The organism is Streptococcus parauberis NCFD 2020 (genome assembly GCF_000187935.1).
GTDB classification, from domain to species: Bacteria; Bacillota; Bacilli; order Lactobacillales; family Streptococcaceae; genus Streptococcus; species Streptococcus parauberis.
Window position 1 is genome coordinate 1,610,798 of sequence record NZ_AEUT02000001.1, and the last position, 20,164, is coordinate 1,630,961.

General features: G+C 32.2%; 13 protein-coding genes and 2 pseudogenes. 8 read left to right on the plus strand and 7 right to left on the minus strand.

Going from position 1 to position 20,164, the window contains the following annotated elements; genetic code table 11:
• The first annotated feature begins 83 nt into the window (after nucleotides 1–83).
• Nucleotides 84–1,832, plus strand: coding sequence for a DUF2075 domain-containing protein (locus tag SPB_RS08075; protein WP_003106075.1), 1,749 nt, complete (start codon nucleotides 84–86; stop codon nucleotides 1,830–1,832).
• Between the two features lie 1,127 nt (nucleotides 1,833–2,959).
• Here SPB_RS08075 and SPB_RS08080 read toward each other — a convergent pair.
• Nucleotides 2,960–3,304: a winged helix-turn-helix transcriptional regulator gene (locus tag SPB_RS08080; protein WP_003104606.1), complete on the minus strand. Its 345-nt coding sequence runs from the start codon at nucleotides 3,302–3,304 to the stop codon at nucleotides 2,960–2,962.
• Between the two features lie 212 nt (nucleotides 3,305–3,516).
• Here SPB_RS08080 and SPB_RS08085 point away from each other — a divergent pair, with 212 nt between their 5' ends.
• The 4 genes and pseudogenes from SPB_RS08085 to SPB_RS11100 all read left to right on the plus strand — a co-directional run bounded on the left by SPB_RS08085 (nucleotide 3,517) and on the right by SPB_RS11100 (nucleotide 6,922).
• Nucleotides 3,517–4,137: a DsbA family protein gene (locus SPB_RS08085; RefSeq protein ID WP_003104066.1), complete on the plus strand. Its 621-nt coding sequence runs from the start codon at nucleotides 3,517–3,519 to the stop codon at nucleotides 4,135–4,137.
• Nucleotides 4,138–4,149: 12 nt separating this feature from the next.
• A complete protein-coding gene (locus tag SPB_RS08090) occupies nucleotides 4,150–4,962 on the plus strand; it encodes an MBL fold metallo-hydrolase (protein ID WP_003105396.1) in 813 nt (270 codons plus the stop codon).
• Nucleotides 4,963–4,964: 2 nt separating this feature from the next.
• Nucleotides 4,965–5,354, plus strand: a complete 390-nt coding sequence (locus tag SPB_RS08095; RefSeq protein ID WP_254655072.1) for a nuclear transport factor 2 family protein — start codon at nucleotides 4,965–4,967, stop codon at nucleotides 5,352–5,354.
• A 348-nt stretch (nucleotides 5,355–5,702) separates the two neighbouring features.
• Nucleotides 5,703–6,922, plus strand: a pseudogene (locus SPB_RS11100) (tyrosine-type recombinase/integrase).
• 334 nt (nucleotides 6,923–7,256) lie between these two features.
• Here the strand turns inward: SPB_RS11100 and SPB_RS08110 are convergent.
• Nucleotides 7,257–9,791: an AAA family ATPase gene (locus SPB_RS08110; RefSeq protein WP_037621217.1), complete on the minus strand. Its 2,535-nt coding sequence runs from the start codon at nucleotides 9,789–9,791 to the stop codon at nucleotides 7,257–7,259.
• A gap of 404 nt (nucleotides 9,792–10,195) precedes the next feature.
• On the opposite strand from SPB_RS08110, the gene SPB_RS11105 reads away from it, so the two are divergent.
• A protein-coding gene (locus tag SPB_RS11105; protein ID WP_139058237.1) for an IS3 family transposase occupies nucleotides 10,196–11,277 on the plus strand; the annotation gives its coding sequence in 2 pieces (ribosomal slippage) (nucleotides 10,196–10,418 and nucleotides 10,418–11,277; 1,083 coding nt in all).
• A 137-nt stretch (nucleotides 11,278–11,414) separates the two neighbouring features.
• On the plus strand, nucleotides 11,415–13,550 hold the full coding sequence (locus SPB_RS08125) for a Dam family site-specific DNA-(adenine-N6)-methyltransferase (protein ID WP_139058238.1): 2,136 nt from the start codon (nucleotides 11,415–11,417) through the stop codon (nucleotides 13,548–13,550).
• Between the two features lie 268 nt (nucleotides 13,551–13,818).
• Here SPB_RS08125 and SPB_RS08130 read toward each other — a convergent pair whose 3' ends face one another.
• The gene (locus SPB_RS08130; protein ID WP_003104805.1) at nucleotides 13,819–15,858 is read right to left on the minus strand and encodes an AlwI family type II restriction endonuclease; all 2,040 of its coding nucleotides are present in this window, start codon (nucleotides 15,856–15,858) and stop codon (nucleotides 13,819–13,821) included.
• Between the two features lie 292 nt (nucleotides 15,859–16,150).
• Between SPB_RS08130 and SPB_RS08135 the strand changes: the two are divergent.
• Nucleotides 16,151–17,085: pseudogene (locus tag SPB_RS08135) on the plus strand (IS30 family transposase).
• Nucleotides 17,086–17,185: 100 nt separating this feature from the next.
• Here the strand turns inward: SPB_RS08135 and SPB_RS08140 are convergent.
• The 4 genes from SPB_RS08140 to SPB_RS08155 all read right to left on the minus strand — a co-directional run bounded on the left by SPB_RS08140 (nucleotide 17,186) and on the right by SPB_RS08155 (nucleotide 20,164).
• A complete protein-coding gene (locus tag SPB_RS08140; RefSeq protein WP_003102524.1) occupies nucleotides 17,186–17,737 on the minus strand; it encodes a hypothetical protein in 552 nt (183 codons plus the stop codon).
• Between the two features lie 360 nt (nucleotides 17,738–18,097).
• A complete protein-coding gene (locus tag SPB_RS08145; RefSeq protein WP_037621218.1) occupies nucleotides 18,098–18,391 on the minus strand; it encodes a DUF5960 family protein in 294 nt (97 codons plus the stop codon).
• Complete coding sequence (locus SPB_RS08150) at nucleotides 18,384–18,749, minus strand: hypothetical protein (RefSeq protein WP_003105590.1); 366 nt, start codon at nucleotides 18,747–18,749, stop codon at nucleotides 18,384–18,386. Before SPB_RS08150 ends, SPB_RS08145 begins: the two co-directional genes overlap by 8 nt.
• The gene (locus SPB_RS08155; RefSeq protein WP_003105108.1) at nucleotides 18,749–20,164 is read right to left on the minus strand and encodes a Y-family DNA polymerase; all 1,416 of its coding nucleotides are present in this window, start codon (nucleotides 20,162–20,164) and stop codon (nucleotides 18,749–18,751) included. The genes SPB_RS08150 and SPB_RS08155 overlap by 1 nt, the downstream gene beginning before the upstream one ends.

Sequence of the window (20,164 nt, forward strand, 5' to 3'; positions counted from 1 at the left end):
CCTCTTATTTATTATTCTATCATAACATATTACATTATAATGAATTATGGTAAAATAAAACTATCAATTATTTAGGAGAAAAAATGTCACTAAATAACCATTACAGTCCAGTAATAACTAAAATTAACTATGACTCACTCACTTTAAATTCTATCAAATCTCAAAAACTTAATGAAAATGATCAATCTTTAATCTTAGACTATCCAACCGTATATATTATTAATGATAAAGATAGTAAACAAAAGTCTAAATATATCGTATATATTGGAGAGACAAACGATATCGGTCGACGAACAAAACAACATTTATATGATGATATTCGTAACGGGAGAGAAGATTTCATAGAGCTAAGTGATTCAGCAACTGCGGAAATGTTCATTATAGGGCATAAATACTTCAATAAATCTCTTACCTTAGATATAGAAAATAAGCTATTACATTACCTATCTAGTGTTGAAGCTGTAGTAAAAGTTAATAATCGAAAAGAGAATCCACAAAATAACTACTATACTTCTGAAACAATGGAAACAATATTTTCAAAAGTATGGAGAAAATTGCATCGTACGAACCCTGAACTTTTTCCGACTGAATCAATCATTAGAGATTCAGCTTTGTTTAAAGCTTCTCCATTTCATAAATTAACGGACGAGCAAATTGAAGCTAAAAATGAGATAATCCTAAAAACTATTTCAATTTTAAGCCAAAATTTAGAAGGGCAACTATTATTAGTTGAAGGAGAAGCTGGTTCTGGAAAAACTGTATTAATGAGTAATCTACTGTATGATTTGTTTAGTGATGAATCGCTTCCTATAAAAAGTAATGAATTATCTATCCATTTACTTGTCAATCATGAACAACAATTAGTTGTTTACGAACAATTAGCTAAAAAATTAGGACTTAAAAATAAAAATCAAATGCCTGTTGTAGCTAAGCCAACAAGTTTCATAAATAAGCAATCTAAACGTAACCAAAAGGCTGATATTGTCATTATTGACGAGGCCCATTTACTACTCACTCGCGGAAAACAATCTTATCGTGGAAAGAATCATCTAAAGGATATTCTGGAAAATGCTAAAGTAGTTATAGCTGTTTTTGATGAGAAACAAATTTTAACAGCTGAGCAAATTTGGGAATCACAGGATTTAGCTGAAATTCGTCTTGATGCTCGAGATACCATAAAGTTAAAGAATCAAATGCGTATTAATGCTAATATTTCAACAATTACTTGGATACGCCAATTCATAGATGATGGTCAGATTAAACCTTATATTCCTGATAATACTTATGATTTAAAAGTTTTTGATTCACCAACAGAAATGTATGCAGAAATTAAGAAAAAATCATTAAACCAAGATAATGGTATTTCCAGACTTTTAGCAACTTATGATTGGACATTTAAAAACTCTAAATCAGAAGAAGGTTATTATTATGTTGAAATAGGAGACTTCAAACTACCTTGGAATCTTCAATTACCTAAAACTAGAAAAGTAAAAGATTTATCTTGGGCAGAGCAAGCACAAACAATTGATGAAGTTGGGTCGACGTATACCATCCAAGGATTTGATTTGAACTATGCTGCAGTCATTATTGGACCTTCCGTTAAATACCGCAATGGACAAGTTATTTTTGATCCTAGTGAAAGTAAAAATGCTAAAGCTATAGAACGTAGAACTTTGTCAGACGGACGGAAACAATCATTTGGAGAAACATTACTACAAAATGAGTTAAACGTTCTATTGACACGAGGTGTTAATGGACTTTATCTCTTTGCAGTTGATGAAGAGCTTCAAAAGGCACTAAAACTAAATATTCCACTTTCTATAAAATATTAAATTTTATGTAATCCCCAACATAGATTATCTGCCAAAATCATTTCTAAGTAAACCAAGAGATTAATCATAAAAAACCTAATCCTATTCATTGTCATTAAATCGATTGAACTTTTTTCAAAAAATCATCTTGCGTCCATTTCTATAATATGTTAAAATTTGATTACAAATAAGTTATAAAGTGCTTATATCAGAGACAATTAAGACTGTGGTTGCAATCTATTTAAAAAAATAACCGTAAACCTTGCCAAATTATTGGAGAACATTTTTGAACTCTCTGATAAGATTAAGTATTAATTTCATGAGTGATATAATTAATTACTCATCACGAACATTATCATCAATATTTCAAACCTAGACAAATCTTAGTTGCTCCTTTCCGGATTGCAACTACCGTCTTATTTTGTTATTTTACATTTGCTTATAATTAGTTTTTGCTAAACAACTAACACTCGAAAATGACCAACTATTTCATTTTTGAGTGTTTTTTATTTTTGTTTAGAAATCATTCTTTTCATGAACTTAACACTCTAAGCATAAATTAAGAGCAATTTTGGGGGTAAATACTCTAAAAAATTAAAAAACACCCCATGGTGTGAACCATGAAGTATTTCCAAATGTTGATATATAAGTATATATTAACGTTTTGAGAATTGTGATGCTTTACGGGCTTTTTAAGACCTGGTTTGTCAGGACATTATTTCAAATTATTAAATAAAGCTTTAATAACGGTCTTTAAATGCTTTTTATTTTTGTCAAAATGTGATTGAATTTCAGGTAATTTGAATCAACTCAGTTAACTTCTTATCCATTATGTTATATTGAATTCAAGATAAATAATTCCTAACAATTTATATCATGGACCAGTAAAACATTTTGACAACGTATTTTAATGATAATTCATCATTTATACATTAGCTATCTTATTCAACTACCATTATTCCAAGAAATTAGTTCAGTAGATAATCTCTTATCCTATTCTTGATTCATTGATTCCCCTCAAAGGTTATCAATGAATCAAGAAAAATGTTGTCTGCGGTTCTAATGTATTTGAAAAAAATATAACAATGAATTTTTCCAATCCATTGAATCTAAAAAGGAGTATTCCATATCAATGAATTCCTCTGACTTCAAATTTCTTTTTCTTTGACAAATTCAATATATTTTTTCCCAAAGATACTGATCTGGTCGAGGACACTAATAAATTCCTGCCCAAGGCCGCTAAGCTCGTACTCCACTTTTGGTGGAACTTGGGCATAGACTTTTCGAGTAATGAGTCCGTCTTCTTCCAGCTGACGGAGCTGCTTGGTCAGGGTCGCTTGAGAAATACCCCCAATCTGGCGGTGCAATTCGTTGAAACGCACAGCTTTTTCTTCCAATAAATGCAAAATGATAATAGACCACTTGCCCGAGAGAACTTTCTGTGTAGTCACATAAGGACAGTCTGGAACGGTATGTTTTGTAAATGTAGCCATGATTCACCTTTCTATGTGTACGATATTATAACAAGATACTTATAAAAAGTAAAGTAAGCTAAAAATACAATGCTAATTTATAATTTTTTTGAAATAATCGATGATATGACACAATTCTATCCAAAAAGATAGTAACTATAACAAAAATACCTACTTTACAAATAAACTGTACACTTTATAATAGGACTATAATTGAAAGGAAGAGGTATCAAATGAAACTTTACTACATCTGGGATGCCTACTGCGGTTGGTGTTATGGTTTTGAAGGGATTTTCACGCCCTTTATGGAAAAACACCCTGAATTAGAAGTTCACATCACATCCGGTGGCTTGTTTACAGGTAAGCGTATCAAGCCACTATCAACCTACGACTTTATGAAATCTGGCAACGAGCAAATCAAATCGATCTACGGTGCAGCGTTTTCTGAAGCTTACAATAGCCAGTTAAATAAGGGTGAACTGGTAATCAATTCTAATCACCCAGCCATCGCTTATAGTCTTATCAAAGCGTACTTAGCACCGCAAGAACATGTTGCCTTTGTTTATGCCATGCAGAAGAAATTCTTCCAAGAAGGTAAAAGCCTAAGCGACCTGGGAACCTATGCGGAACTAATCGAAACCTATCAACTCCCTGAAATCCTAAACGAAGAACTTGCAGCTTCTTGGGATAACTATAGCCTTGCTGACGAGGACTTTAACCTGGCTGCACAGATGGGCGTGACGAGCTACCCGACCCTTATCGCCGAAAAGGATGGTACATTCTACGATTTGCGTCAAAATGCCTATACCCTTGCCGATTTAGAGGCAAACTATCAACGACTCTTACGAGCATAAAAGGAAACAATCATGAAACAATTTCAAACAAAAGATTTTACCGTTACTGTATTTACATCATCAGAAGCTAGCTTCTTAGTAACTGCAACCCTCATCGAACATAACCAAAAAGCTTTCTTGGTCAATGGCAAATTTACCCAATCAGACAGCCAAGAAATCGTGGATTATATCACTGAAAAAGACTTAGAACTTGAAAAAATCTATGTGATTCACGGTGATCCAGATTACTACTTTGGACTTGAGACCATTAAAAAGGCCTTCCCAAATGTAGTTGTCTATGCAAGTATTTACACGATTGATCATATCTTGCACTCTGTACAAAAAAAATTAGCAGTCTGGGAACCTCAATTAGGTGACAATGCGCCAACAAATGTAGTTGTTCCAAAAGCCTTCACTGAAAAAAGTATCAAGTTTGCAGGTCAAGACTTTGCCCTTGTTGGTGACAACGCGCACCGCCTTAGTCTCTATAACAAAGAAAACAGACTTTTAATTGGCGGTATCGATACCTTCAATGAAACCCACGTCTTCCTTGCAGACACCGCGACCAAAGAAAAGATACAGGATTGGAGGAGCCGTCTTAACTCATTGCTAGCCCTAGATACAGCACTCGTCATTCCTAGCCATGCAGATGGTTCTGCCTCTTTTGACAAAGCTGCGCTGCAAGCAACAGCCGACTACCTGGAAGCTTGCCTCGAGGTCTTGAACCAAGTTAGCGATTCTACCAGCTTTGCTGATGCCATGAAAAATCGATACCCTAGTTACCTCAACACTGGCGTACTAGTTTTGAGTGCTAAGGTTATCACAGGGGAGATGCCATGGGGATAAGTATGGACTATAAAAAACGCTTAGATGAAACCTATCAACTAACTGCTCAAGGTCAACTGGAAGCCTTTAAAAACTATCTAGCAGACGATGTGGTCTGGACAGAGAGTGTAGGATTTCCCTACGCTGGGACCTATGTCGGACCAGACGCTGTTGTTGAAAATGTCCACATGAAGTTAGGTACAGAATGGGAAGGTTATCAGGCAGTACCAAAAACCTACACCTTCAATGGTCAGGAAGTCATGGTCTATGGCCAGTACAGTGGTACTTTCAAAGCAACCGGAAAATCGTTTGTGACGGACTTCGTTCACTATTATGTCTTTAATAGCGAGCATAAGGTAGCTAAGTTTACCCAGATTGTCGAGAGTGTTCCAGTTCTTGAAGCAATGAAATAAGAACAAAAACCTATCAGCTGATTAGACAGCGATAGGTTTTTTTAGTCATCATAGTTATTTAAAAATTGTGATAAGATGCGCTGCGCTGTTTCTTCTAGACTCTTATGTTGAGGGGATATGCACCAATCAAAGACACATCCTTTAATCAAAATACAAATATCGGAACTAAGTTGAAAGCTACTGCATTTTTTCAAAGAGGCTGTGTCCCTTTTGTGCTATTCGATCAGTGCTTGACAGTCCGCCACGACAGTACCCTCAATAAAGCGATCATCCGCTTCTCCGAAATAGCGTGACAAATCCTGGTTTGCCAGGGTTTGATTTCATATTTATAGAAAAAGCTTTAGTAATATGACAATTACAAAAACCAAGAATGGCACTTATCGCCTGAGAGTATATATACCAGAAGAAGCAAAAAAATCACTCGGTATTGATAAAAAATTAATAGAAAAAAGGTTTAAATTAAGAAGTACTGCAAAAAAATATGAATTAGAACTTCAAAATAAAATTGATAATGCACTCAATGGTTCGTTTCAAAATATTCATGATACTGGTGATATATTATTCTCAGAATTCTACAAAAATATTTGGTGGAATTCTTATAAATCTGGTCAAACCACTCCTACAAATAAACCACCATCAAAAGTTACAATAGATAATACTGAAATTGTTTTTAGACTTCATATTTTGCCATTGTTGGGTAATTATTCAATAAATTTTTTGAATCAGAACAAACAAGTAGTACTTAATCTATTAACTAAAAAAGCGGAAGAATATGCGAATTTCAAAGTAATAAGAAGTTATGTCAATTCAATATTTGACTGGGCTGAAGAACTTGAATATATTGAAGCAAATCGAGTTTCAAAGACAATTAGGAGAATTAAGGCTACTAAAAAAATAATGTTACAAGAATCAAAAGAAGATTCAGACTTATTTTTATCTCAAAAAGAACCATTAGAATGGTTTAAAGCGTTTGAAGAAGATCTTTTAAATAATAAAATTCTTTTTAAGGATTATGTTTTATTTTATACAACCTTTTCCTAGGAGATAGGAAATCGGAAACTTATGCTTTACAGTGGAAACATATCGACTTTAATAATCGTCAAATTCAACTAGTACAAGCCCTAGATAAATACAAAAACAAAAAAGCTACAAAAGGAAATAAAAAAACCACCTTTAATATCCCTCTTGAATTACAGGAACTACTTATTTCTTGGAAAAATCAACAAAAAATGGAACTCAGTAAACTTGGAATTAGTCAAACAAATGATCAATACGTTTTTACTTATATAGATACCAAAGAAAACTTAAATAGTCCTCTTCATACTGATTACTTAAATATTAAGATGAAATTAGTTAATAGAAGACATCCTGAGCTAAAACACGCCACTCCACACAAGTTAAGACATACTGGAGCAACTCTAGCTAAACAAGCCGGAACATCCTTGGAAGACATTTCTCAAGCTTTGACACATAGTGACACCCTGATTACTAAAACATATGTTAACACCTCGAATATTGTTCCAATGACTGTTGGTGAAATTGCTTTTAGAAATTTAAAAAATAACTAGTGTGAATTAAGGATGAAAATTGGTGTGGAAAATCATAAAACAATACAAAAAAACACCCCATGGTGTGAACCATGAAGTGCTCCAAATTGTTGATATATAAATATATATTAACGTTTTGAGAATTGTGATGCTTTACGAGCTTTCTTAAGACCTGGTTTGAAACAATTATATTGGAAATAATATCAAAATATTTTAAAATCAGCATTTTTGAGAATTATTTAAAGAGAATAATGCTATAAATTATTAGTAATTTCATTTGAATGGTGGAAATTATAAGCTAATATATTACTTCTTAGTAATGATAAAAACTTTGTCTCAATTTGCTATATTCATTTTAACCTTTGGGTCTATTTGTTTTTACAAAATCTTCACAATCTTTCAAATACGCTTTTAATTCTTGTGGCTCAGGAATTGCTTCACCTAATCCAGCTGCTCTATCATGGACCCATTTAGAACAATTTGTCATTCCTTTTTCTAATTCAAAATATAAATCTTTTGTAAATGGTGCTTTTTTTAAATTTTGCGTATGTATTGCAGGACCAAACCGTTGAACGGACTTATTAAAAAGAATTTCTTCAATAGTTCTCTCCCAAGTTTCTCTCAATTGCTCACACCAGAGTTTTGCTCTGTCTTCGTATTCAACCAATTTATCAATATTAGATGAGTCAATATCTGAATAAAAACTTTCCATAGATTGTAATCTATCTCTCAATTGATTTATTCGTTTCTGTACTGGCATGCCAATCCATGGTACTGCTTCATTTTGAACAATTCCCGACTCATCTCTAAATTTTCTAATTGTAGTTGTACTACAATCTACACCTTTAGCACTACAATAGTTTTGTACACTTATTAGAAAAGTAATATCGTGAGTTAATATAACCACTTGTTTATGACTGGCTTCTTCAACTAAACGTTCAGCAATACGCTCTCTTCGGACATGGTCGAGTGAAGACACAGGATCATCAAATACAAGACAGCTATTATTTTTATTTAACCTCGTTTCTGCTAAAAAATTAGCTAGAGCTATTGACCGTTGTTCCCCTTCACTCAAAATTTCTATGGGACTTTTTCCTTTTATTGATAACTTACTTAATGTAGCACCTTTATGGCCTCTCTGTTTTATCTCAGCAGAAAAATTAGCATCTAATTTTTTACATTCATCATCAAACGTTTCAATATATTTACTAGTTATATATTCTGAAAATAATTTATTTTGAAATGTCGTTATTTTTTGTGTCGATAATCTAATTTCTTTTGCTAATCCTACCCATTTATTACTATAAATAAAAGATTCTATTTTGGGTAAAAGTTTTTTTAATTTTAACTTATCGTTGTATTCATCAATTTTACTTTCAATTTTAGCTAGCTCTTTATTTACTTTATCAGCATCTAACTGCTGAATTTCCTTATCTAATAGAGTAAATAATTCATCAAAGTTTGAAAGATTCACAATAAATGGTTCAATTGTTTTTTTCCATTCTAAATCGGTCAAATTTTCTACAATTTCTGATTTTATTTTATTAAAATTTTTTTCAGCAGCAATAAGTTGATTATAAAAATCTTTTTGATACTCTTTTAACCATTCTTCCAGTTTTGAACCCTCAATTATTATTCTAATCTCCTGCGATTCAAAATCTTTCTTTATCTTTTCGATATTATACTCAGCTATACTCAAATTTTTTTCTGCAGTACTATTTAAATACTCCCAATACTTATTAATTACCATTATATTTTCAATACTTTGACCACAGAAAATGCATTCTTCAATCTCCTCATCTATTGAGTCATAATACGTCTTTGCAGCCAGAATAAACTGCTTCCATTCAGTTGAACCTAATCCATAAATATGTTCTCCTTTTAACTGTTCTATACCCTCAATAGCTGTTAATTCTTTCAGTGTAGACCATTCAACTAAAAGTTCTTCAGTTTTCATAATCCTATCATCTGAAAACTTGTTATTTAGTAATATTATTTTTTCTTTAATAATTGACAAGTCTTGTTTAAGTTTGTGAAACTCTTTTGTTTTTTCATTAATATTTAATGACTGTAAAAACATTTTTCTCTTAACATTTTCTTTATAGCTCTCATCTGAAACTTCTGACAACTTTTTTATACTAGCAAACTTTGTTTTTCCATTTATTTTTTGTATTGTCTTTTTTATTTCTGTATCTTTATCAAAATAATTTCCAAACTCATTAGTTTGTTGATTATTTTCTATTTCAGCTTGTAATCTACTTTTAATAGCTAAAAATATTCTAGTAAAGTCATCAAAGAATCTAAATTCCATAGGGGCAAATGCTAACTCAGACTCTTTTGTTAAATCATTTACAGCACTAACAGTATCAAATACTGATACTGAACTAAATAAGTAGTTACTTCGATTTTCGGGAAATTTAACACTTTTAATATTATCTTCTTCATCTTTAAAATTAAAGGTAGCACTAGGTTTGATTGCAGAAGCTTTAAAAATATTCGGTAGGATAGTTTTATCTCCTCTTGAAATAAATGCATTATTTAAAAGTCGAGTATATCCTGATTTACCACTACCATTTTCACCATAAATTAAGGTTACTTGTTCCCCAATCTTTATAGATTCACCTTCCTTCAATGCATTAACACCTTTTATATTGGAAACTGAATTCCAAATCATTTTTTCTCGAATTTCATCTTCATCATTTTGAAGTAAAAATTCAAAACATTCTTTATTTATTGTGCCTTGAATCAATCTATATTCTTTTTTGAACAATATATAAATATTATCTAAACTATCTTCACTGATCGCTTCTCCCTTGAAAATCAAATCTGCTATTGCTTGCATCCAATATGGTTGAAGTTTTACCCATGCAACTATTTCATTTCTTATCATTATTTTTCCTCGTTTCATAATAATCTACTATATCAATAATATCAAATTAAAATGCTTTCAATAAGAATTTTTTAAAAAAATATATTGTTTGTAAAAAGACTAATCATTGAAAATTCACTTAAGGATTTTTAGATCTGTTATGTAGTTTCAGTAAATAATTTGTTATCACTATGAGCGGTACTGAAGCATATAAATAATTTTAAACTTTGTAACAGTTAAAATAATTAATGCTATTTCAACATAAATTTAAGATAAAAATAAAGGCAATTAATTAATGGCACTGAATCCCTAAAATGAGACAAAAGAAAAACACTCCTGTTGAAATCTAGTAAACTAGAAACAGGAGTGTTTTATTATGGTAAAAAAAAGCATATTCATGGGAAACTAAGCTTGCTTGCATCGAGATGAAGAAAGCAGGCAAGTCTAACAGAGTTATTATGGAGACACTAGGTATCAAAAATGATAGTCAAATCTATACTTGGATGAAATGGTACGAAAACGAGGAGCTTTATCGTTTCCATCAAGGTGTTGGCAAGCAATATACCTATGGTAAAGGCTTGGAACATCTATCTGAAGTGGAACAATTACAATTACAAGTTGACCTCTTAAAAAAGTATCGAGGCTTGATAAGGAAATCGATAAAGTAAGTCTTATCAAGCTTGTGGAAGACTATAAAAACAACTACCCGATAGCTGTCATTCTAGACTGTTTTGACATCAAACGGTCGACTTATTACCGTTGGAAAAAGGAGTATGAGAAGCCACAAAAAAAAGATGACGTCATTGAATTAATTGAACAGCTCTACATGGAGAATCACTTTATTTATGGATATCGTACCATTACACGATTGCTCAAAAAGATCCACGGATTGACTGTTAATGCAAAGAAAGTCTATCGTATCATAAAAAATAATGGCTGGCTTTGTCGGACACGTACCAAGAAAGTTCCAAATTTGGGTAAAGCTTATGATTTAACAGATAACAAATTGAGTAGGGATTTCCATGCAGATAAGCCTATGGAAAAGCTTGTAACAGATATTACCTACCTATATTTTGGTAACTGTAAATTGTATCTCTCATCAATTATGGATCTCTATAACCGAGAAATTATAGCTTACACTATCTCAGATTGTCAGGATACGGATTTTGTACTAGATACCCTTAATCAGTTAAAATTGCCTAAAGGTGCAATCTTACACAGTGACCAAGGCTCAGTGTATACTTCTATGGCTTACTATCAAGCTTGTACGAAAAAAGGCATTATCCGCTCAATGTCCCGAAAAGGAACACCTGCAGATAACGCCTGTATTGAATGGTTTCACTCCGCCCTAAAGACTGAAACCTTTTATCTCCATGATAGGAGAAAATACAACAAAGATAGTATAACAAAAATTGTTGAAAATTACATAACATTTTATAATGAAACTAGAATTCAACAGAGATTAAACGACCAGTCTCCTGTACAGTACAGAAAACTGATCGCCTAAAAGTGTTTTTCTTGCGTCCCACTATTAGGGTGCAGTGCCCACCGAGTTCTTTTTTTCATAGATTTACTGTATAACTTATGTTATACTAAACTATCTGTAAAAAGAATAGGATGCTCAGATGCATAAAAAGGTATAAAATGAACTTATCAACAAAAATGGTTGAAGAAAAATTCAACATAACACGTCAAACACTCCATAATTGGATTAATGAAGGAATCCTTGCTCCTCCAAAAAAAGATTTTAGAAATTGGTATATCTGGTCTGAGCAGGATATTCAAAATATCCAAAATATAATCGAAAAGAAAACTTCCGATAACAATTCCTATAAAATCAATGATAGTTCGTTGAAAATTGAAAATCGACGATACCTTGGTTCTAAACAAAAGATGTTAAACTTTATAAGCGAGGTTGTCGAAAATAATGTTTCAGAAGTTACGACTGTTGCCGATATCTTTGGAGGTACAGGAGTAGTCTCTGATTTATTTCGGAAGCAAGGCAAAAAGATTATTATAAATGATATTCTACATTCAAATGTTGTAAACTATAAGACTTGGTTTGGAAATGAAGTTATTGATTATAATAAAGTTATTTCTATAATTGATGAACTGAATAAACTTACTCCTATATCCGACAATTATGTTTCAAAAAACTTTGGTGATAAATATTTCTCTATCGAAAATGCTAGAAAGATTGGTGTAATTCGAGAAAGCATCGAAAAATATGATGTAAACGAGCGTGAGAGGGCATTTTTACTTACTTCTTTACTCTATGCAATGGACAAGGTTGCAAATACTGTCGGACATTATGACGCATATAGGAAAAAGATGGATACTTTGAACCCCATACATTTAAAAGTGCCTGAATATAATTTGAATACTGATAATGAAATATATAGCGAAGATGCTAACGATTTAGTTAAAAGGATTCAAGCAGATCTTGTATATATAGATACACCATATAACTCTAGACAATATGGTGACGCGTATCATCTTTTAGAAAACATAGTCGATTGGGAAAAACCCGAATTAACGGGTGTAGCCTTAAAAATGATTAACAGAAGCCATATTAAATCGAAATATTCCACTTCAAAAGCACCTGAAGCCTTTGAAGATCTAATAAAGAACATACAAGCAAAGTACATACTAGTGTCATATAATAACATGGCTAAAAAAGGGAGTGGACGCTCAAATTCTAAAATTTCAAACAAAGAAATTATTGAAATATTAAAGAAAAAAGGTACGGTAAAAATTTTCGAGTTACCTTTCAAGGTATTTACAACTGGAAAAACAAATATTGATGACCATAAAGAGATATTATACCTATGTGAAACAAAAGATAATTCAATTGAAAAAGAAAAAAAAGACACTACTTCTATACAATCTGCAATAAACTATACAGGTGGTAAATTTAAGCTAATTTCTCAATTACTCCCTCTATTTCCTAAAAAAATTAATAATTTTCACGATGTCTTTGCTGGTGGTGCTAATATTACACTCAATGTAGAAGCAAATAAGTATTTTGTAAACGATATTAGTTCGCGAGTTATCGAACTATATAAATTTTTTGATCGCACCAAATACAATGATATATATATTAAAATTGAACACATAATTTCAAAATATGGATTATCAAATACCAAAAAACACGGATATGAATTTTATAATACAGATTCTTCTACAGGATTAAAAGAAGTTAACCAAAAATCTTATCTTAATCTCAGAGAAAGTTATAATAATGGTGAATTCGATAAGGATACTGAATCACTAATTTTCTACATTCTAATAGTCTATGGGTTTAATAATCAAATAAGATTTAATAGTAAAGGCAAGTTCAACATGCCTACGGGAAAAAGAGATTTTAACCAAAAAATGGCACGAAAACTTGAAGCCTTCATGGAAGCCTTGCATAGGCGTGACGTATCCTATTCTTCATTAGATTTCAAAGACTACCTGAAACAACAGTTTTTTGAGACTGATGATTTCGTATATCTAGATCCACCTTATCTTATTTCTACTGCTTCTTACAATGAAAATGGGGGATGGGAAGAAAAAGATGAGCTCGATCTTCTAAATTATTTAGATATTCTAGATGCCAGAGGTGTAAAGTTTGCACTCTCAAATGTTCTAGTTCATAAGGGAACGGAAAATAATATCCTCACGACTTGGGCCAAAAAGTATAACATCCATTATCTTAATTTCAACTATAATAATTCCAATTACCAATCAAAAGCGAAATCCAATAGCACTATTGAGGTTTTGATAACAAACTACTAAAAAAGTATGTGTTTACAGTCACATACTTTTTTACTTGAACTCATCACAAATAGTGGTCCTGCACAATACTACTCCAGTTCCATTTTCCTTTACCATTTTGTCCTGACTATTTTGAAATATCGATTTTATACTAACTAAACTTTTTAACACTTTAACTTTATCATTTATTAACTGTTCATTACACTTTTCACTATCAATATTAACGAATTCAAAAGCTAATAGTTTGTCATATATAAAATGTAGTATGTTAATAGTAAAAATCCTAATTTTATCTGCTTTTTAGAACTTCTTTAACTATCTCATCTCTCCAATTATTTAAAACAAGCTGAGGCTTAGGAGATCTATGAGACTCTATGATTGATAAAAGTTCTATGTCTGAAATACGTTTAATTAAAATCTGCATAACTTCGTCAGTCGTTAGTGCAAAAATCCTTAATCCATTGATAGTTCCTGAGTTGAAAGTACCATTAAACTGTACATATTGGCTTGCTCTAAAAATATTCAAGACATTATTATCTAACTCATTGGCGATAAATATAGTCTGAGAATTACGATTTGCGATTTCAAAATTGATACTATGACGTATTACTGGCTCTAGCTCACCTCGTTTTTGAGTGTTCATATCCATGAGGGTCGCTTCAATTAAAAGTGAATAGTCTTCATTAACAATCTCAATATCTCCTGCTCCACCACCTCTATGGGTTAATGGCAGCTTGTTACCATCAAGCGAAACTTGGAATAATTGATGCACCTTGAATTTCTTATTTTTAGAAATATAATACCAAGCAATCGTCAAAACGTATTCATAAATGGTTGGAACAGTCGCAGTTTCTGTGACAAGTTCAAAAATTTTCTCATCATCTCTTTCTTTGATTGATTCCAAAATAGTTACGACTTTTTCAATTGGAAAGTTCGTTTCGATGAATGTCCGGTATTCATTTTCTCTTCTTTCGACGATTACATCATTGACTTGGCTTAAGTTTGTAATTCCAAATTCTTCCCCTAAAACTTGATAAATTGAATCTATCTCACTTGAGGAAATATCTAAAATCTCAGTCGTCGATAAGTCTGAAAACCAGGGACTATCTGCTGTCAATTCGTAATCAGTATAGGGTTCACTACCAGTTAAAGTAAATTTGTTTCCCAGTAAATCAATCAACGGAGATATAATCCATTTACTATTGAGATTTGCCAATCCATTTTCAAAACTAATCAAACCAGTTACTTGAAATGCCCTTCGGCACATATCTGAATACTCTCTAATTAAATCATTATGTTTACTAAAAATAAATCGGAGATAGATTTGGTAACCATCTCCACTCAGAAGATGATTATCAACATTATCATCAAGAAACTCCGTAACTGTAGTATTTCTACTGATTTTAAATGGTGTTTTTCCTTCTCCGAATGCCTTTTTAATTTTATCATCCTTTGACAATTTTATTATTTTTGCTAGTATGTCATCTGAATGATTTTTTGAAAACTCCAGAAGGTAAAGGACATACTCCTTATACAGTAAAGAAGTTTGGTTGTTATCCCTGTTATTGAAGTACTTAATAAAGTTTTCATCAGATAAATCATCTTTACTAAACATCTCTTTAACTAAATCTAACTCGACTTGTGAGCGTAGAGTTGGTGCAAAAAGTCGCTGATAATAATCGTCAAAAATCTCACGATTATTATATGTACCTTGATAATCACGGATAATATTTTGTAACTCTTCTTCACTCAGTCCAGGCTTAATCGACTCAATAATTTTTAAAAAGTCTTGCTGAGGTACATCATCATACTTAGACAAAAATTGCAAAGCAAACCGGAAATTATAGAAATAATCATCTGAATCAGAAGCATATATTCTAAGTTTTAGAAATTGCCTAAAATAAACCAAATTATCATTAGACATGTTTAAAACAGTCTCAATAGCATCAGCTTCCTTTAAGTCACCATTGAAATAGGCTTGTCCTACAGAACTTACTTTCCTATCTGATGAAATTAACCCTGTTTTCATTAGAGCATTCGTCAAAGTCCTTCCTCTTAAACCTAATCTAGTTGGATTTACCTTATAATTCTTCGCTCGTCTAAAATCGCTAAATAGTTCAATTCCTTCTTCTTTCTCTAATCTAACAATTTCATCAATGAATGATTTATAAAATTCCTCTTGTAATATTGTATTACGTTCCCAAATTAAACCACTACTCATATATTCAAATACATGCTTTAAAATTAACTTGTTTACTTCTACCAGTTGTTTTACACGAATAGAAGTATCACCCATATTAAAAATACTATTTGGACTATCTAACTTCATGCCAACACCTCCAGCTCTTATTTTACTACTAACATTATATCGTTTCCATTCCTTGTTTCCAATTAAAATTACAAATATTAAAACCTTATTCGAAAGTTGTACACTTTTTTCTGAAAAATTTTATCTCTTCTTTAAAGAAATTCATGCTTATAATTCAAGTTTTTATTAGTTTAAATTTTAATATGAGGAATATCTTTTAATAACCTAATTTGTAAAATTAAGCTAGACAGAAAAAAGCCATCTATGTTAGGCTCAGATAAACACCACATTTGTCTGAAAGGAACTAACATAAATGACCTATACTCATCTTACCACAAATGAACTTGTTATGATAGAGGCTTACTAGCAACAGTTAGTGCTATTGTTGCGTCTTTAGGGCGATCAAAACAGACGATTTATAAGGTTATACACTATCTTAAAGCAGGACATTCAGCCTATGAGTACTATGAGCACTACAAAGCGAACAAAAAGCGCTGTGGTCGCCGTAAAATATGGCTGACGAAAGATGTAAAAGTATTTATTCAAAGCTATTTGGACCGTGATTGGAGTCTTGACGTCATTAAAGGAACTTATCCCGATACTATTCCCTGTTCTATGCGAACACTCTATCGTTTGGCTGATCGTGGTATTTTTGCTAAGGAAGACCTGCCTTGGAAAGGTAAACGAAAACCAAACGGCAAGAAGGAAATGCGCGGGAAGCAATCTTTTCGTAGAGATATTCGCGAACGATCTGATATCTATCCAAACTTTGACATAGAATTTGGGCATCTTGAAGGAGATACGATTGTAGGTAAGAATCATAAGAGTGCTGTCATCACATTAGTTGAAAGGCAGTCGAAAGCCATAATCACGCTACAGACCAATGGACGAAAAGCTAGTGATATTGAGTATTCAATCAGTCGGTGGATGTCACAATTACCAAGACACCTTTTTAAGTCTATTACCTTTGATTGTGGTAAAGAATTCTCAAACTGGCAGTCTCTCTCTAATAAACACGACATTGATATTTTCTTTGCGGATCCAGGTTGCCCAGGTCAACGTGGTCTGAGTGAACAGTCTAACGGTCTTTTAAGAAGGTGTGGACTTCCAAAGCAAATGGAGTTTAGTAATCTCTCTCAAAACGACTTATCAGCTATAGCTGATAAAAGGAATAGAATACCTAGAAAATCACTAAACTATCAAACACCATATCAAGTTTTTCTGAGTAAGATAAACTGTCTAACTTAATTTGACAATTTGGGTAACTAAAAAAATGACTTAACTTATGTGAAACCTAAAAATTCTATTTTTATAAAATTTTATTTGTTTTGAGTTTAACACGTTAAAATTATTGTTTTCTCATTATTCTCATCTTTCCATCATCCTTACAAAAAGAATGGGCTATTGAAAAAATCTTTTTTTCCGACTCTTGATTATATTTTGGACTACTTTCCTTCCAATTTTCAACGGCCTTGATGATTCCATCAACAAAATAATTTATATCAAAGAAAAGAATAGTCTCACCATCATACTTAGCAGAAAAAATTTTTTTAGGACTTCCAAGATCAGAGACTGGAACTATATCATCAACCTTCTTGTTCGCCCATTTGGAGTAACTTTTTTGTGTGTTAGGATTTGCTGAACCTTCATGAAGTAGAGCACATCTTAGATGCCAAATATTAGAGGCGTCTAAATATTCATCTGCTGAAAAAAAAGTCCCATTCAATAAAAAATTTTCTATCCATAATTTGTAACGTTCATTAGATTGTTTATTAATATTCTTATATTCTAAAGCTGAACAAATATCAATAAGAACTAAAGAGCTTGTGAAGCTTGCAAAATAATTATTTGTTTTTTGAGACGATTTAATTGATGTAATAATATCTTCAATTTTTCCCAATTTTCCCTCCCTCTATTTCTTATACCTTGGAATTTCTAACATATACATCCTTGACAAAGTATATTCTTTGATAATTTAGGTCTAGTTAGACATTTTCCCCATTTAACTCACATTATTTAGTTACTTATCTTTCCACATGAAAATATTCGTTTTATTCACTCCATAATTCAGATTCATTAGGAAAAATATAATTTTGTGTTTTAAATAATATTCCTTAACCACCTCAATCCATTTATTTACCATATTAGCTCTCATCAAAGCGTATAGAATTCTTCTTTCAACTTAATTCATCAAATGCTCCAACTGCTTTAAGAAGAGTTTGAAAAAATAGGATTGATAATAAATACTATTTTTTTCAATCTACTTTTTATTTATATCATTCCCTACATATCGAAAAGTCCTGACATTTTTATTGTCGTTTTCCAGAGATACTCGGAAATGAAAATAATGGTCTCGTCCATCACTTGATTTTTCCTTGTTAAGCTTGAAATAATTTTTATGAGATAATGCCATGGACAATAGAATATCATCAATGATAAATGTTAGGGGTGTTCCGTCTGCCGAATGCCGGTAAAAATCTTCTTCAAACTTAATATAGCTCTCTGAAAAATAATCTATCTGTAGCTTATCTTTATAAATCTCTTTCCTATTCATCTATTACTTCTCCCTCGACTAATTGGATAACTAATATATCATTAACTTTTATCAAATGAAATTGTTCATCTGATTTTACTACAATTTCGTTTTTAGATAATTCTGTCACCTGTCCCTGATAGGTGGCTTTTTGTTTGTCTTCTCTTACCGTGAATTGCCCTTTAAATTGACCAACATAGAGTTGTGAGATAAGTGTGAGCTTGTCAGGTAAACTAAGTACTTCTGAAAACTCAATTTTGTTTTTCTCCTCACCCAAGGATGTAGTGTGCTCTGACAAGAAAAATCCTAACCATTTCATCATTCCACGGTCTTGATGAACCCTTGCTGATTGAAAGGGTAAATAACTTCTATCTACCATTATCTTAGTCCTTCCAACCCACCCGCGGAATGTCCACCAACTAATTTGCTTCTTGCAATCACTCGTGATCCGTCCATCAAAGCATTTGCCTTCAACACTGAAGTAAAACCAAATTGTTGTCGTATTGTATCAATGGTTGATTGGAGCCTTTCTTCTTTTTCAATTTGTTCAACATCATCAAATAATGATATAAGTCCAAAAGATTCATCTACTAACTGAGAATAGTAAACACTAATATTTCTAACGGAACCTGAGCTATATTTTTTATGAAACAGTGCCAAAACATGATTTTTTAATGTATTCGTCTGATTCGTTGGCTCAACTTTCATCTGTGCATGAATACTTTTCTTATTCTCGATCCTTGAATAGCCTATGCCTATAGAAACACAAGTCGTCTTCTTACCAGCTTTTCTAAGTCGAATAGCTACCTGCTCTGCCATCTCTCCAAGAACTAACTCAATCTCTCTTTGTTTGACATAATCTCTTGGCAAAACTTGGGAATTTCCTATCCCATTTGACTTGGGTTTATAAGGTTTGTGAACATTACTCTCATCAATGCCATTAGCGTGAAAAAACAAATCAACACCATTAACTCCCAAATGTGCTTTCAAAACATCAGGATTGCTATTAGCAAGTTCTTTGATTGACATTATTCCTAAGGAATTGAGTTGCTTCTTCATTCGATGACCAATTCCCCAAAAATCTGTCATCTCTGGAATATCCCAAACTTTAGTCTCAACATCTTCATAAGACCAATTAGCACGCATAGTCTTTGTTTTCTTAGCTTCATTATCAAGAGCTAGCTTAGCTAACAATGGATTACTATTTGACATACCTACAGTGGAATATACACCTGTTTTTCGGAGAATGTCATGTTGAATCTTGCTAGAAACAACATCGAGCATTTCTTTTCTCGACATAACCTTATTTGGCACGAAATAGTTCAATGATCCTGTCAGGTCGATAAAACCCTCATCAATCGAATAAGGGAGAATATCCTCTGGACCACCATAGTTCTGTAGAATACGCTGTATCTCTATATTTTTCTCAATGTAGAGATTCATCCGTGGGGGAACAATGAAAGTGACTTTCGCCCACTCTTCGATAAATCTAACGTATTCAGGTGTTATCTCAAGTCCCTGTCGCTTAGCATTATAATATGAGAATTTACGCGTATGAATATCAAAGGGCAAATCATACATTCTACCTACATTTTGGTTGCCAAATACTTTTTTGAACATTGGTGATGAGGCTAAAATCAATCCGTTTGAATTATCTGCTCTACTCATCACACACAAAGAAGTTTTTAAAGGATGAAGCCCTCTCTCGACACATTCTACGCTTGCATAGAAGGACTTCATATCAATAAAAGCAATATCGCTTTTAGGTTCTCGTGAATAATCAAAATAACCCAT

Bases quoted from the DNA above. Each gene is read 5' to 3' on its own strand.
- SPB_RS08075 (WP_003106075.1), top strand. From the start codon at position 84: ATGTCACTAAATAACCATTACAGTCCAGTAATAACTAAAATTAACTAT.
- SPB_RS08080 (WP_003104606.1), bottom strand. From the start codon at position 3,304: ATGGCTACATTTACAAAACATACCGTTCCAGACTGTCCTTATGTGACT.
- SPB_RS08085 (WP_003104066.1), top strand. From the start codon at position 3,517: ATGAAACTTTACTACATCTGGGATGCCTACTGCGGTTGGTGTTATGGT.
- SPB_RS08090 (WP_003105396.1), top strand. From the start codon at position 4,150: ATGAAACAATTTCAAACAAAAGATTTTACCGTTACTGTATTTACATCA.
- SPB_RS08095 (WP_254655072.1), top strand. From the start codon at position 4,965: ATGGACTATAAAAAACGCTTAGATGAAACCTATCAACTAACTGCTCAA.
- SPB_RS08110 (WP_037621217.1), bottom strand. From the start codon at position 9,791: ATGATAAGAAATGAAATAGTTGCATGGGTAAAACTTCAACCATATTGG.
- SPB_RS08125 (WP_139058238.1), top strand. From the start codon at position 11,415: ATGAACTTATCAACAAAAATGGTTGAAGAAAAATTCAACATAACACGT.
- SPB_RS08130 (WP_003104805.1), bottom strand. From the start codon at position 15,858: ATGAAGTTAGATAGTCCAAATAGTATTTTTAATATGGGTGATACTTCT.
- SPB_RS08145 (WP_037621218.1), bottom strand. From the start codon at position 18,391: ATGAATAGGAAAGAGATTTATAAAGATAAGCTACAGATAGATTATTTT.
- SPB_RS08150 (WP_003105590.1), bottom strand. From the start codon at position 18,749: ATGGTAGATAGAAGTTATTTACCCTTTCAATCAGCAAGGGTTCATCAA.
- SPB_RS08155 (WP_003105108.1), bottom strand. From the start codon at position 20,164: ATGGGTTATTTTGATTATTCACGAGAACCTAAAAGCGATATTGCTTTT.